This window comes from Bradyrhizobium sp. 87 (genome assembly GCF_023073015.1).
Taxonomy (GTDB): Bacteria; Pseudomonadota; Alphaproteobacteria; order Rhizobiales; family Xanthobacteraceae; genus Bradyrhizobium; species Bradyrhizobium canariense_D.
This window is the reverse complement of record NZ_JADPIQ010000022.1, coordinates 564,758-577,439: the sequence shown is the minus strand read 5'-3', so window position 1 is coordinate 577,439 and position 12,682 is coordinate 564,758. Positions and strand designations below refer to the sequence as shown.

Genomic DNA, 12,682 nt, shown 5'->3' with positions numbered 1-12,682 from the left:
GGATCGAAAGAAGCGGAGTGTCAGGGGGCAAATGCGGCGGACGGTAACGTCCGCCGCATTTTGCGTGGGCGTTGTCCCTTCTTCCCCTGCGGGAGAACGTGGCGCGAAGCGCCGGATGAGGGGTTCTATCCGCGCGTCTCAATGTGCGGACCCGCGCAGGCATACCCCCCACCCACGCGTGATCGTGGCAACTGGCGTCGCTGCCCTCTCCCGCAAGGAAAGAGGGCACATCGATGCGCTTCGGCGAAGAAGTAGAGCCGATATTCGCGATGTCAAAACGCCGATGCTCAGATCGCTACTTCCCCTCGCGCTCGACCTTGTCCTTTTCCTTCTGGTTCATCTCGCGAACCTTGGGATCGGGATTGTGCTGTCCGGTAGTCTGGGTGGTCGAGGGCGGCGTGGCATTGGCGTTGGGCAGCGAGTTCTGGTCCGGCGTGCTGGGGCGCGTCGCCGTTGTCGGCGGCGTGGTGTTGCTCTGGGCGTATGCGCCAGTGGCCGTCAAAAGAAAGGCGCTCGACAGCAACGAGACTGCGAGCGCCTTTGGGATATGGGTCATCGATCTGCTCCTGTCAGATCGATGCAAACGGCGCGAGGCCGCCTTGTGTTCCCGCCTTTACGCTTCCAATTGCTTGCCGAGCGGAAGGCTGCGGATGCGCTTTCCGGTCGCGGCGAAGATGGCGTTCATCAGCGCCGGCGCGAATGGCGGGACGCCAGGCTCGCCCACGCCGCTCGGCGGCGTGTCGGGTCCTGGCGGCACGATGTAGACGTTGGTCACCGCAGGGGATTCGTCGATCCTGAGGACCTGGAAGTCGTCGAAGTTCTTCTGCTGCACCTTGCCGTCCTTGAAGGTGATCTCGCCGTATTTGGCGAGACTGAGCCCCATGATCGCCGCGCCCTCGATCTGGGAGGCGATGCGCTCGGGGTTGACATAGGTGCCGCAGTCGATGGCGGTGTCCACCCGCGGCACCGCCAGCTTGCCCTTGTCGTCGACGGCCACCTCGACGATGGTCGCGATATAGCTGACGAAGCTGCGGTGCACGGCGATGCCGAGGCCATGGCCCTTCGGCACTTGACGGCCCCATTCGCCCTTCTCGGCGACCAGCTCGACCACCTTGCGCAGGCGCGCGGTGTCGATCGGATAGCTGTCCAAGGGCTCGCCGTAGTTCCACATGTCCTTCACGGCGGGCTTGACGATGCGCGGGCTCCCGATCAGCGCGAGCAGCGTCTCCTTCTGGTCGCGGCCGGTCGCATGGGCGATCTCGCCCACCATCGACTGGACCGCGAAGGCGCGCGGGATGTTCGAGACCGAGCGGAACCAGCCGATGCGGGTGAACGCCGCGGCTTCCGGGTTCTCGCAGGAGATGTTAGCGATCTCGAACGGCATGTCGACGAGGCCCATGCCGAGCTCGAAGGGCGCCTCATGCTTTGCACCCGCCGCGAACGTCGAGGCGATGCTCGGGGCCACGCTGCGATGGCGCCAAGCGATCACCTTGCCGCTCTTGTCGAGCCCCGCCTCGATCCGTTCCACGGAGACCGTGTGCAGGAAATCGTGGCGGACGTCGTCCTCGCGCGTCCACTGCACCTTGACGGGTACGCCGAGCTCCTTCGACAGCAACGCGGCCTCGAGCGCAAAGTCGCATTTCGACTTGCGGCCGAAACCGCCGCCGAGCAGCGTGACGTTGACCGTGACATTGCCCTCGGGAATGCCGAGCGTCTTCGCGACGTCCTCGCGCGTACCGCCCGGGCTTTGCACCGGCGCCCAGATCTCCGCCTTGTCACCCTTGACGTCGGCGACCGCCACCGGCGGCTCCATGCTGACATGAGCAAGATGCGGCAGATAATATTCGCCGACGACGACCTTGTCGGCGCCCTTCAGAGCAGCCTCGGCATCGCCTTCCTGGCGCACCACAAGGCCCGGCTTGCGCGAGGCCTCCTCGAGCTCCTTGCGGTAGGCGACGGAATCGTATTTGCCGTTGGCGCCATCGTCCCAGGTCAGCTTCAGCGCGTCGCGACCCTTGATCGCCGCGCCGGTATTGCGCGCGATCACGGCAACGCCGCCGAGCGGCTGGAATTTCGACGGCCACGGCCAGCCGCGCACCTCCATCACCTTCTCCACGCCCGGGACCTTCAACGCCGCGTCCGGATCGAACGAGACCAACTTGCCGCCGGTCACCGGCGGGCGCGCGATCACGGCATACTTCATGCCAGGCAGCCGCACGTCGGCGCCGTAACGCGCTTTGCCGGTGGTGATGTCATGGAGATCGACGATGCCGATCTGGCCCTTGCCGAGATAGCGGAAGTCCTTGGGGTCCTTCAGCTTGAGCCCTTCGATGCTCGGGACCGACTCCTTGGCAGCGTCGGCTGCGAGCTCGCCGAACCCGAGCTTGCGGCTCGTCGCGCTGTGGACGACTTCGTGATTGACGGCCTTGACCTCGGTTGCCGGCACACCCCAGCGTTTCGCGGCGGCCTGCTCAAGCATGGTACGGGCGGAGGCACCGATCTGGCGCATCGGCATCAGATAATGCCGCGTGCTGCGCGAGCCGTCGGTGTCCTGGTTGCCGAACTTGACCTCGTCGCCATGGGCCTGTTCCACCTTGACCCGTGACCAGTCGGCTTCCATCTCCTCGGCCACGATCAGCGGCAGGCTGGTGCGCACGCCCGTTCCCATCTCGGCGCGGTGGGCGAGGATGGTGACGGTGCCGTCGGGCGCGACCGCGACGAATACGCGCGGATCGACCACGACGCCGTGCGGCATCTTGCCGGCGCCGGTCTCGTAGGCGAACGCCTGGCGCGACATCACGGGCGCCGCGAGCACAAAGCCGCCGGTGATGCCGAGCCCCTTCAGGATGCTGCGGCGCGAAACCTTCTCGACCTTGATGTTCTTCTCGAAGCCACGAAGCTTCTTCGGGTTGTCGATGAAATTCATGTCACACTCCCGTCGATGCGAGATGGACCGCATTCTCGATGCGCTGGTAGCAGCCGCAGCGGCAGATGTTGCCGGACATCGCCTCGCGGATCTGGTCGTGCGACGGCTTCGGGTTGTCCATCAGCAGCGCAGCCGCCTGCATGATCTGGCCCGCCTGGCAGAAGCCGCACTGGGGTACGTTGACCTGACGCCAGGCCTTCTGCACCGGGTGATCGCCGTTCGGATGCAGTCCCTCGATCGTCGTGATCTCGCGGCCGGCGACGTCGTTGATCGACGTGATGCAGGCGCGCACGGCTTCCTTGTCGACGATAACGGTGCAGGCGCCGCACAGGGCCTGGCCACAGCCGAACTTGGTGCCGGTCAGCCCGGCCTCGTCGCGCAGGAACCAGAGTAGCGGGAGATCCGGGTCGCCGTCCCAGCTCTGTTCCTGGCCATTGATCTTCACCTTGATCATGATCGTCCCTCGCTCTTCATAAGCTTGCCGATTTCAGATTTTCCAGATGCCGGTCGGTGGAACGCCCGCTGCGCGGCGTCGCGTTCCAGCCGTCCTCCCGCGCGGGCAGATCCCGGCAGGACTCAGAGGAATGCCAATGTCATGTCCGGATGTGCTCGATACCTCCCGTCGTGTTCTTGATTATTGAATTTCGCGCGGCATCGTCACGACGCGATCGTAGCAGGATCGCTTCGGTCTGGCGTTCACAGCCAAGTGTTTTCCAATCAGCTGTTCTCGACGGGAAAAGATTGCAACGAAGGTTTGTCAAAAGCAGGGCGCCCCATCGCGCCGCGCGCCTCTCGAGATGGGCGCACTAAAAAAAGAGCTTCGTCCGCCAGAAGACCTGTGCGGACGAAGCAGGATGCCTCAGTCGAGGGAGGGAGAAACGCAGGCCGCGGACTTCAAGCCGGAAGCCGGCGGCCCTGCGCAGTCATTCAGAGACCAGGACTGAGGGAGTTGACGGTCCCCACACAAGTGCAGTTGAAAAGCGGCGGCATCGCCGCGATTGTCCCGGGCCGGCTCCGTCCGCTCGCTGGGTGTGGTGGAACGCGAGCGGACGGGGCGCAGCAAACGTCAGGCGACCTTTGCTCAGGCGGCCTTTGCTTAAGCGGCCTTGGCTTTCGCCACGTGGGTCGCGATCGCGTCCATCAGCGCCGGTGACAGGCAGTCATAGGGCTCAAGTCCAAGCTCCTTGAACCGAGCCCGTATTCCGCCCATCTGCTCCGGCTTCACGCCCGATTCGATCACCGACGAGACGAAGGCGGCGAATTGCGGCGCCTGCGAACCCTGCTCCTGGAACAGTTCGGGGTGGATGAAGTCGAGGCCGTAGAACGGGTGATCCTTGTTCTCGATGCGGCCGTACATGTGCGTGCCGCAGGCCTTGCAGGCGTAGCGCTGGATCGTCGCCGATGGATCGACGATCTGGAGCTTGTCGCCGTTCTCGAGCACGGTGACGTTCTGGCGGGGTACCACGGCGACGACGGAGAAATTCGCCCCCTGCGGTTTCCAGCACTTGGTGCAGCCACAGGCGTGATTATGCGCGACGTCGCCCTTGACGGCGACCTTGACCTGATGGTCCTTGCATTTGCATGCGAGCGTGCCGCCGGCGAAGCTGCCGCTGCCCTGTTTGATGCCGTTATCGATCGAGGGATGGAGTGCAACAGTCATGGGTCGATCCTCCTTGGGGTGACGCTTTTCGAACTAGAACACGACGACTGAACGGATGGACTTGCCCTCATGCATCAGGTCGAAGCCTTTGTTGATGTCTTCGAGCTTGAGCGTGTGGGTAATCATCGGGTCGATCTGGATCTTTCCGTTCATGTACCAGTCGACGATCTTCGGCACGTCGGTGCGGCCCCGCGCGCCGCCGAAGGCGGTGCCGCGCCAGTTTCGCCCGGTGACGAGCTGGAACGGGCGGGTCGCGATCTCCTTGCCGGATTCGGCAACGCCGATGATGATCGAGGTGCCCCAGCCGCGATGGCAGGCTTCCAGCGCCTGGCGCATCACTGTGGTGTTGCCGGTGCAGTCGAAGGTATAGTCGGCGCCGCCGTCGGTCAGGGTCACGAGATGCGGGACGATGTCGCCGGTGATCTTCTTGGGATTGACGAAGTCGGTCATGCCGAACCGGCGTCCCCATTCCTCCTTGGAGTCGTTGATGTCGACGCCGATGATCTTGTCCGCGCCAGCCATCTTGGCGCCCTGGATCACGTTCAGGCCGATGCCGCCGAGGCCGAACACGACCACGTTGGAGCCCGGCTCGACCTTGGCGGTGTTAACGACGGCGCCGACGCCCGTGGTGACGCCGCAGCCGATGTAGCAGCTCTTGTCGAACGGCGCGTCCTCGCGGATCTTGGCGACCGCGATCTCCGGCAGCACGGTGAAGTTCGAGAAGGTCGAGCAGCCCATGTAGTGGTAGATCGGCTTGCCTTTGTAGGAGAATCGGCTGGTACCATCGGGCATCACGCCTTTGCCCTGCGTCGCGCGGATCGCGGTGCAGAGGTTGGTCTTCTGGCTGAGGCAGCTTTTGCATTGCCGGCATTCCGGCGTGTAGAGCGGGATGACATGGTCGCCCGGCTTCACCGAGGTCACGCCAGCACCGATCTCGCGGATGATGCCCGCGCCCTCATGGCCCAGGATCGACGGGAAAATTCCCTCGCTGTCGAAGCCGTCGAGCGTGTAGGCGTCGGTATGGCAGATGCCCGTCGCCTTGATCTCGACCAGGACTTCGCCGACCTTTGGTCCTTCCAGATCGACTTCGACGATCTCGAGCGGCTTCTTGGCTTCGAAAGCGACGGCGGCACGTGTCTTCATCTTAAGCTCCTTAAATTCCAGCAGGGCGCCCAGATCCAGGTCCTGGTCGGGCTCCGCACGTTCATTTCTTGCCCATGCACGAATCTTCGTTCTTGGTATAGGCGTCGTTCTTGTCCTCGTGCTTGCCGGGTCTTGTGCGGCCCCAGGCCTCGTTGGAGCGGGCGCGCAGGTAGACGTAGAGATCGTCCATGTAGCAGGCGACGTTCGGGTTATCGCCGAAGGCCGGCATCACGTTCTCTGCAGCAGTCGAGATGTTCTTGCGGCCGGAGGCGACGACGCCGAGAAAATCGGCATAGCTCATCGTCTTCAGCGAATCCTTCAACGCCGGGGCGTAGGTCGAGCCCATGCCGTCCGGGCCGTGACACACATGGCAATCCGAGTGATAGCGGCGGTATCCGGAATAGGTGTACCAGTCGACGGATCCGTCGGTGATCTTGTAGGTTGGGTTGCCTTCCTTGTCGGACCATTCGCCGGTTTCGTTCTGCTTGACGGCAGTCGGGTCACCTGATCCGTCAGCGACGGCAATTCCCCCGGACGCGACCAAGAACATCGCAGCAATGGCAGAGCAGATTTTACGCAAGAGATTTTCCTCGGAAGGCATTCGGTGAGACGAGCCGGCGCGTGGAGTTGATCCACGCGCCGGAGCGATGCTGAGAGGCCTAGTTGGGCAGCGAGAACACGGTCAGCGTACCGCCGAGTGCCGTGTAGTTGCTGAGCGCCGCGTAGCCACCGACGGCGCCGAGACCGGCGGTCGGATCGGTCAGGCCTGCCGCCAGACCGATGCCGGCCCAGCCGCCCACGCCGGAGAGCACTGCGACATACTGCTTGCCGCCGTTCTCATAGGTGGTGACGTTGCCGATGATGCCGGAGGGAGTCTTGAACTTGTAGAGCTCCTTGCCGGTCTTGGCGTCGACTGCCTTCAGGTAGCCTTCGAGCGTTCCGTAGAACACCACGTTGCCCGCGGTTGCGAGCGCACCCGACCAGACCGAGAACTGCTCCTTGTTCGACCAGACGATCTTGCCGGTCTTGCCGTCCCAGGCGATGAAGTTGCCCATGTGGGTTTCACCCTGTGGCGGATACATCGAGAGCGTTGCGCCCACGTAGGGCTGACCCGCGGTGTAGCTCACCTTGAACGGTTCGTAGTCCATGCAGACGTGGTTGGTCGGAACGTAGAACAGCTGCGTGTCCGGCGAGTAGGCTGCCGGCTGCTCGTCCTTGGTGCCGAGCGCGGCCGGGCAGATGCCCTTCACGTTGTGGTCCTCGCCCGCCTTGTCGGTCGAAGCTGCATCGAGCACCTTCGGGCGGCCGTAGGTCGGCGAGTTCTTGTCCATGTCGACGCCGGAGGTCCAGTTCACCTTCGGATCGTACTTTTCGGCGACCAGAAGCTCACCGGTGGCGCGATCGAGCGTGTAGCCGAGGCCGTTACGATCGAAATGCGTCAGCAGCTTGCGCGGCTGGCCGTTGATGGCCTGGTCCGAGAGGATCATCTCGTTGACGCCGTCATAGTCCCACTCGTCGTGGGGCGTCATCTGATAAACCCACTTGGCCTGGCCGGTGTCAGGGTTGCGAGCCCAGATCGTCATCGACCATTTGTTGTCGCCGGGACGCTGCTTCGGATTCCAGGTCGAGGGATTGCCCGACCCGTAATAGACGAGGTTCAGCTCGGGGTCGTAGGAGATCCAGCCCCAGGTGGCGCCGCCGCCGATCTTCCACTGATCGCCTTGCCAGGTCTTCAGGCTCGAGTCCTTGCCGACCGGCTTGCCGAGTGCGGTGGTCTTCTCTGCGTCGACCAGGATCTGATCGTCCGGTCCTTCAGAGTAGCCGCGCCAAGCCAGCTTGCCCGTCTTGATGTCGTAGGCGGTCATATGGGCTTGAACACCGAACTCGCCGCCGGAGATGCCGATCAGCACCTTGTCCTTGACGACCATGGGGGCCGAAGTACCGGTCTCGCCCTTGCTGGCGTCGCCGTTCTTCGCGGTCCATGCCACCTGACCGCTCTTGGCATCGAGCGCGACGAGCGTGGTGTCGGCCTGATGCAGGAAGATCTTGCCGTCGCCATAGGCCAGGCCGCGGTTGACCGTGTCGCAGCACATCACTGGGATTACGTTCGGATCCTGCTTCGGCTCGTACTTCCAGACGATCTTGTTCTCATTGGAAAGGTCAATAGCGTAGACCTTGTTTGGGAACGGCGTGTGGACGTACATCATGTTGCCGATGATCAGCGGGCCGCCTTCGTGGCCGCGCAGCACGCCGGTCGAGAAGGTCCAGGCGACCTGGAGCTTGCCTACGTTTTGTGCGTTGATCTGGTTCAGCTTGGAATAGCGGGTGTTGGCGTAGTCGCCGGTCGGCATCACCCAGTCTTTCGGGTTCTGCGACATCTTGAGCACTTCGTCGTTGGCCGACGCGCTGCCGACGGCGAGAGCCGCCGCGGAGCCAAGATAGGCCGCGAGTAGTACCTTGCGCATAGTCATTCCTCCATTGGTCTCGTTTATTGTTTCCGAAGCATTGCTTAATCGCCGGGCTTTTCGTCCGGCGTCTGCTCGTGCAGGGCGGTCACGATTGGACCAGAAACGATGCTGTGGTGTTTCCTCCTCCTGATGAGAGCCACGGGTCCACGTGCGGAGCGGCCCGTTCTTGTTGTTCCTGATACAATCCCTAACGACTTCGTCATCGGGAAACTTGCCCAAGAGAGAAGCTGGTTTGCTTGACAGCGCACGGGTCGGAAGTTTTTGATTTTGCAGTAGCGAATTCAGCGGCTTCCGCAACGCTTTGGCAGCGCCTTCACCGCTCAGGTTCCGCTTGACGGCGCTGCAACTAAGGCGGAGGATTAACTTACAAGGGTGGCAATGGAACGATGGCGCTCGTTCTAGAAGATCGCTCAAAATCGAGGTAAACGTCACGCAATCACGGTTCAGGGCTCCGGCAGCGCGGCTCGCGATTCGCGTCAAATCTCCGGATCAAACCAGTGGCTGGATTAATGTCCGACACGATTCACACGCTCTCGACGACGGGCATGACGCCGAAACGTCAGATCCAAAGCTGGATCGACGGGCTGACCAGCCTGTGTGGGCATTTCGACGTAGATCCGCTGGAAGCGTCTTCGCTCGAAGGCCGCATCGACTACACCAGCGTCTCGCGTCTGAAGCTCTGCCAGATCGAGGTCAGCCAACATCGCATCGCGCACACGCTGGCGCGCGCCAAGGCCAATGAACACCCGTATATCAAGATCCACTTCCAGACTTACGGCGTGTCCTATTTCGAGCAGGAAGGCCGCCACATCGAGCTGAACCCGGGCGACATCATCGCCTATGACGTCTCCTGTCCGCATTCGATCATCAGTCCCGCTTTCACGCGCCATGACGTGGTGATCGTGCCGAAGGCGCTGCTGCGCGACCGTGGATTCCCGTCGCAGCGAATGCCCGCCTGCAAATTGACCTCACGCACGGGGACGGGGCGCATCGCCCATGATTTCGTCCATGCGACCTTCGACGAGGCGGCCAAGCTGTCGGCGAACAGTGCGGTCGGCGTCGCCGATTCGCTGATCGACCTCTTGCTGCTGCCGCTGCGCGAGGCCGACACGATGCTCGATCGCGTCGGACCCGAAGCGACCTATGTGCGCGCGCAATTCTTCATCCGCGAGCATTTGCGCGATCCGGATCTGTGCATCGACCAGATCTCCGGCGAACTGGGCTGCTCCAAGCGTTATCTGCACATGCTGTTCTCGGAGCGCGGCACCACGGTGAGCGACTACATCTGGCAGGCGCGTCTTCAGAATTGCCGCCAGGAGCTCGAGGCCCACGCCGGCAAGACCATTACCGACGTCGCGTTCTCCTGGGGCTTCTCCAGCTCATCGCATTTCAGCCGGGTGTTCCGGAAATATTTCGGCGTAGTGCCGTCCTCGATCCACAAGGCGCAACAGGGCGCGGTTGCGGCGGACGAGCACTAGGCAAACGCCAGGTTCGGAGTCGACGCGACGGTTGACCGTCACGCGCCCGCGATGTCTCTCATGCCGATATGGCGATGTAGGGAATGCTGGTCAGGAGAGCGACGAGCAACACCGCGTTGCCCAGCATTCCACTCCAATGCAGTCGGCGTAGCCGGCGCGGGGCCTCGGCATCGCCGGCGTCCCTGGCGCTGAGCTGTTCGTCCATCTGTTGCATGAACCAGCGGCGCCCATAGATCGCCAAGGCTGCAAGGAGGCCAACGCCCATCGCTGCGACCAGACGACCGTCGAGCAGGAAAGCGACCGCTCCGATGATTCCGGCAACGCGCATCACCAGAAAATGCGCATTGAACATTCCGCGCAAAAGCTGGGCGACGGGCTGGATATCCAGCTTCACCAGCAGGAAGGCCGGAGACGCCAGGGTGAAATAGCCCATCGGAAAGAGTAGGATGATCATGACGGCTACGGCAACGCCATCCGGTGTCATGGGATCGGCCTTTCTCGTCCGCGCCGGCGAGACCTTCCCGCCAGCGTCGCACAATCATAGCGGGAAAATGCGCTTCCGGCACTAGGCTTTGGTCGGACGCCGCGCTGCGAAGGGCGTCATGCCTCGCGGTTCAGGCGGGTTCGAGGCCGAGCGATCGCGCGCTCTCGATCCAGATCGGCAGCTCGCGCTGATACAGGGCGTTGGTTTCCTTGAAGCCGATCGCGGGTTCGAGCACGAACGTGTTGAGAACCTCCTTCACCTTCGGATCGCTGTTGGCAGCGACGCAAAGCTCCGCCAGGCGGTCGACGACCGGCTGCGGTGTCGCTTTCGGCACGGCCCAACCGGAGAAGCCGCTGACGGTGAAGAATTTCGACGTCGCGCCCTGCTCGGGGAGGGTCTTGATATCAGGGATGGCGTCGACCTTCTTCGAATGCACCGCGAACACGGTGCCGCGATCGCTTTGCAAGACCGATTGCGCTGCGGTGTAGCTGCCCATGGCCACATCGAGCGTACCTTCCAGCATGCCCGTCCACATCGGGGCTTCGCCGCGATAGTGGATCGGCTCGATGGCAAGGCCATACTGCTTGTTGAGCTCGTGGACCGTCATATGCGGGGCCGAGCCCGCGCTATAGGTGCCGAAGTTGACTTTGCCGCTCTTGCGCGCAAAGGCGACGAAATCCTCCAGCGTCTTGACGCCGGTTTTCGGGTTCGCCACCAGCAACAGGCCGGCGCCCGGAATGACGCTGACCAGCGTCAAATCCTTGTCCATGTCGTAGCCGGGAGTCTTCATCACCACCCGGTTCATGATGTAGGTGGTCGAGATCGAGCACAGGATTGTGTGGCCGTCGGGCTCTGCGCGGGCGACCTCCGCCGTCCCGATCGCGCCGGCGGCACCGGGCTTGTTCTCGACGACGACGGTCTTTCCGACCTGCTTGGCAATGAATTCACCATAGGCGCGCGCGAGCAGATCGGTCTGTCCGCCGGCGGGATAGCTGCAAATCATGCGGATCTGCCGCGATGGCCACGCAGCCTGCGCCGAGGCGCCACGCGAGACGAAAGGCATCGCGAGTGTGGTGGTGCCGGCGGCGATGAAGCGGCGGCGATCGAGTTTTGCGGACATGATTCTCTCCCGGGTTGTCGCCGACGGTACTGCATCGGGTCGCCTCTGCCATGGGTGGCTGGCGAGACAGATTGGCGCATTCGAAGGGCCGCGCTGGGTGCGCCAGCTGTCCACTAGCGCTGAATGATCTTCAACCAGACGTCGCCAAGGATCGCAGGCTCCCGCGGCGGCAGATAGCTCAGCCCCGCCTGTGTGCCGAATTCGGCGATCTTGCCCTCGGCAGCAAGCCCGGTCAGCGCCTTGTTGACGGCGTCGAGCAGTGCGGGATCGCTGGCCAGCCCGACATAGCCGCGATTGGCCCCGATCGGATAGTAATAGCCGGACGCGGTGATCGCCGTGTCGGGGTGCGCGGCGCGATGGGCGTCGAAGCGGCCGAGGTCGATCAGCGTCGCGTCATAATCGCCACGGGCAAGTGCGCCGAGGAGATCATCGCGGCCGGGGACGAGATGCGTGATGTCGTCGATCAGGCGCCCCTTGTCGAAGGTCATGAGGATCGCATCGCCGAGCGAGCCGCTCTCGATGACGAGGCGCAGGCCGGCGAGATCTCCGATATCGCCGATGTTGCGACCCCGCGCCTTCGGCCCGAGCACGACCGTCATCGGCGAGTAGACATAGGGCTGGCTCGGCGCGAGCACGCCGAGCGCGACGCGGCGGCGCCGGTCGTCGCGCGTGGCGCCGGCAAAATCCGGCAAGCGCGCCGTTTTCATGCCGGGCTTGACGAGGGAGTCCGTCGTCAGCGCGTAGCCGCCGACGAGCGAGCAACGCCCATCGGACAGCAGCGCATTGGCCTCGAGCTGCGGGCTCGAATCCTCGTCCAGCTTGCTCTCGAACCACTGGATCGTCAGCGGCCGTCCGAGCCGGTCGGCGATCGCCTGCGCCAGCAGCACGTCGAAACCCGAGCCGGGCTTGCCCTTGTGATGCACGGAGAGCGGCGGCCTGACCTCGTCGAGACAAATCTTGAGCGGATCGTCGGCCGCGCGTGCAGCTGCGGCCGCCGCCGCGAGAATCGCGGCAATGCTCCAAACGGCCAGCCAGCGCCTCATGGTTTTCTCCGGCTCGAGATGAAGGCCCAGAGATTCCCGATCTCCTCGTCGCTGAGAATGTCAGCCCAGGGCGGCATCTTGTTGTTCTTGCCGTTCTTCACGGTGGTGACGAAGCGCGTCTTGTCGTCGGGGAAGGCGCGCAGGTCCGGCGTGATGGTGCCGGGGTTCATCATGTTGGGGCCGTGGCAGTGCGAGCATTTCTCGGCATAGGTCGACTTGCCGTGGTCGATCTGTGCCTGCACGGGATTGCCGGTTGAATCATCCGCGGCACGAACGGTCGCCGCAAGCGCGACCGTCAGCACCGCGACGGCGGCGAGGATCGCCACCGTCTTGTGAGATAGCTTTCTCAGCATCGTGCCG

At 63.4% G+C, this 12,682-nt stretch carries 12 protein-coding genes; 1 reads left to right on the top strand and 11 read right to left on the bottom strand.

The window, feature by feature from the left end:
* Positions 1–295: 295 nt before the first annotated feature.
* From IVB50_RS07270 to xoxF5, 7 genes are all read right to left on the bottom strand, one after another.
* Positions 296–556, bottom strand: a complete 261-nt coding sequence (locus IVB50_RS07270) for a hypothetical protein (protein WP_018460310.1) — start codon at positions 554–556, stop codon at positions 296–298.
* Positions 557–613: 57 nt separating this feature from the next.
* On the bottom strand, positions 614–2,926 hold the full coding sequence (locus tag IVB50_RS07265; protein ID WP_085384846.1) for a molybdopterin cofactor-binding domain-containing protein: 2,313 nt from the start codon (positions 2,924–2,926) through the stop codon (positions 614–616).
* Between the two features lies 1 nt (position 2,927).
* Positions 2,928–3,380: a (2Fe-2S)-binding protein gene (locus IVB50_RS07260; protein ID WP_007601363.1), complete on the bottom strand. Its 453-nt coding sequence runs from the start codon at positions 3,378–3,380 to the stop codon at positions 2,928–2,930.
* Positions 3,381–4,022: 642 nt separating this feature from the next.
* Positions 4,023–4,586 carry an S-(hydroxymethyl)glutathione synthase gene (gfa, locus tag IVB50_RS07255; protein ID WP_018460308.1) on the bottom strand — a complete coding sequence of 188 codons (564 nt, stop codon included), beginning with the start codon at positions 4,584–4,586 and terminating at the stop codon, positions 4,023–4,025.
* A 33-nt stretch (positions 4,587–4,619) separates the two neighbouring features.
* A complete protein-coding gene (locus IVB50_RS07250; RefSeq protein ID WP_018460307.1) occupies positions 4,620–5,729 on the bottom strand; it encodes an S-(hydroxymethyl)glutathione dehydrogenase/class III alcohol dehydrogenase in 1,110 nt (369 codons plus the stop codon).
* Positions 5,730–5,790: 61 nt separating this feature from the next.
* Positions 5,791–6,279, bottom strand: coding sequence for a c-type cytochrome, methanol metabolism-related (locus tag IVB50_RS07245; RefSeq protein ID WP_007601366.1), 489 nt, complete (start codon positions 6,277–6,279; stop codon positions 5,791–5,793).
* Positions 6,280–6,388: 109 nt separating this feature from the next.
* Positions 6,389–8,194, bottom strand: a complete 1,806-nt coding sequence (xoxF5, locus tag IVB50_RS07240) for a lanthanide-dependent methanol dehydrogenase XoxF5 (protein WP_018460306.1) — start codon at positions 8,192–8,194, stop codon at positions 6,389–6,391.
* Between the two features lie 512 nt (positions 8,195–8,706).
* Between xoxF5 and IVB50_RS07235 the strand changes: the two genes are divergently transcribed.
* The gene (locus IVB50_RS07235; protein WP_007601369.1) at positions 8,707–9,675 is read left to right on the top strand and encodes a helix-turn-helix domain-containing protein; all 969 of its coding nucleotides are present in this window, start codon (positions 8,707–8,709) and stop codon (positions 9,673–9,675) included.
* 58 nt (positions 9,676–9,733) lie between these two features.
* Here IVB50_RS07235 and IVB50_RS07230 read toward each other — a convergent pair whose 3' ends face one another.
* The 4 genes from IVB50_RS07230 to IVB50_RS07215 form a co-directional block, all read right to left on the bottom strand.
* Entirely contained in the window at positions 9,734–10,159 is a 426-nt protein-coding gene (locus tag IVB50_RS07230; RefSeq protein WP_085350671.1) for a hypothetical protein, read from the bottom strand.
* Between the two features lie 130 nt (positions 10,160–10,289).
* Positions 10,290–11,279: a tripartite tricarboxylate transporter substrate binding protein gene (locus IVB50_RS07225; RefSeq protein WP_085384845.1), complete on the bottom strand. Its 990-nt coding sequence runs from the start codon at positions 11,277–11,279 to the stop codon at positions 10,290–10,292.
* A gap of 113 nt (positions 11,280–11,392) precedes the next feature.
* Positions 11,393–12,322, bottom strand: a complete 930-nt coding sequence (locus IVB50_RS07220; RefSeq protein ID WP_018460303.1) for a transporter substrate-binding domain-containing protein — start codon at positions 12,320–12,322, stop codon at positions 11,393–11,395.
* Positions 12,319–12,675, bottom strand: a complete 357-nt coding sequence (locus tag IVB50_RS07215) for a c-type cytochrome (RefSeq protein ID WP_018460302.1) — start codon at positions 12,673–12,675, stop codon at positions 12,319–12,321. Before IVB50_RS07215 ends, IVB50_RS07220 begins: the two co-directional genes overlap by 4 nt.
* Positions 12,676–12,682: the final 7 nt, after the last annotated feature.